Origin of the sequence: Mesorhizobium sp. M1E.F.Ca.ET.041.01.1.1 (genome assembly GCF_003997355.1) — a bacterium.
GTDB lineage: Bacteria > Pseudomonadota > Alphaproteobacteria > Rhizobiales > Rhizobiaceae > Mesorhizobium.
This window is the reverse complement of the sequence record NZ_RZSL01001049.1, coordinates 1-1,205: the sequence shown is the minus strand read 5'-3', so window position 1 is coordinate 1,205 and position 1,205 is coordinate 1. Positions and strand designations below refer to the sequence as shown.

Annotated in this window: 1 protein-coding gene and 1 pseudogene; both read right to left on the bottom strand. The window is 63.5% G+C overall.

Features of this window, described 5'->3' with window-relative positions:
* Positions 1-184: pseudogene (locus EOA38_RS41185) on the bottom strand (lytic murein transglycosylase); the annotation flags it as partial.
* A gap of 181 nt (positions 185-365) precedes the next feature.
* Positions 366-1,157 (bottom strand): GH25 family lysozyme, encoded by a 792-nt coding sequence (locus EOA38_RS37225; RefSeq protein WP_127301552.1) that lies wholly within the window; start codon positions 1,155-1,157, stop codon positions 366-368.
* Positions 1,158-1,205: the final 48 nt, after the last annotated feature.

Below are 1,205 nucleotides of genomic sequence, written 5' to 3'. Positions count from 1 at the left end.
CCTTTTCGTCGATCGCGGCATTTTCCAGCGCGTCCAGGCCAATGGCGCCGACGCCGGCTGCCTTGGCTTCCGTCGCAACGCCCTGTTTCCAGGCTTCGAAATCACCGCCGCAGTCCTGCGCCGCCGCCGGCCAGGCGAAAGCGCCGAGGACCACCGCCGCCAAGATATCAACGCGCAATCGCATCGCTTCCCTTTCGAGACCGCCGCATGATCCGAGGCACCCGGTCGGGTCGGATGGGATCATGCGTAGATTTCAAAGCCCAGGAGCGCCGTTCAGCACCCCGGTAGGGGTGCGCCGCTCCGCATCGCCAGCGGTTGCAATTATCGCCGCCCGCCGTGTCGAAAAGCAGGCACGAGGGCCGATGTCAACGGGTGTTCTGCCGCAGCCACTTGTTCCAGGCAGCTTCAGAGCCGTTGAAAACGTTGATGTCGGACTTGCCGGTCATGCCGGGCACGATGCCGGTTCCGGTGTACTGCCAGAAGGTGAAGGGATGGCTGCCATACTTCTGACGCGGATGGCCGGCGACCGAGCGCAGCCAGTAAGGATAGCTTCGGAAGGTCGCCAGCTGGTTGTCGTCGAAGAAGTCGAGCGAAGTGTAGATGATCGGCTTCTTGCCGTAGTGGCGCTCGACGATCTGGAGGAAGGTGCTCATTTCGCTGCGCACCGTCGCGGGATCGGGGCGCAGCCTGCAGGTCGGCGACTTCGGGTTCCATTCCATGTCGAGCACCGGCGGCATTGCCGACGGGTCTTTCGGAACATTGGCGATGAACCAGCGCGCCTGGGTGGCGGCCGGCGTGCAGAAATAGAAGAAATGATAGGCCGCGCGCGGGATTCCGGCGGCCCTGGTGCGCGCCCAGTGTTCGTTGAAATAGTCGTCGAAGCGATCGCCGCCCTCGGTCGCCTTGATGAAGGCGAAGGAAATGCCGTTGGTCTTGGCCGTCGGCCAGTCGACCGAGGTTTGATATTTGGAAACATCGGTGCCATGGATGGCATAGTTCCATGGCGTGCCGCTGTCCCATTCATGCGGCTTGGAATCTTCGAAGCGGGGCGCGCGCACGGCGACCGTCTGCGACGACGGCGCCAGCGGCGAAAGGTCGTCTACGGTCGAGCAGGCGCCCAACAGCGTAAGCATCAGGATGGCCGCAAGACGGCGCATGATATCCCCCGAGCCGGGATCAGCCGGCCGCTGATGGGTCCTTCACTG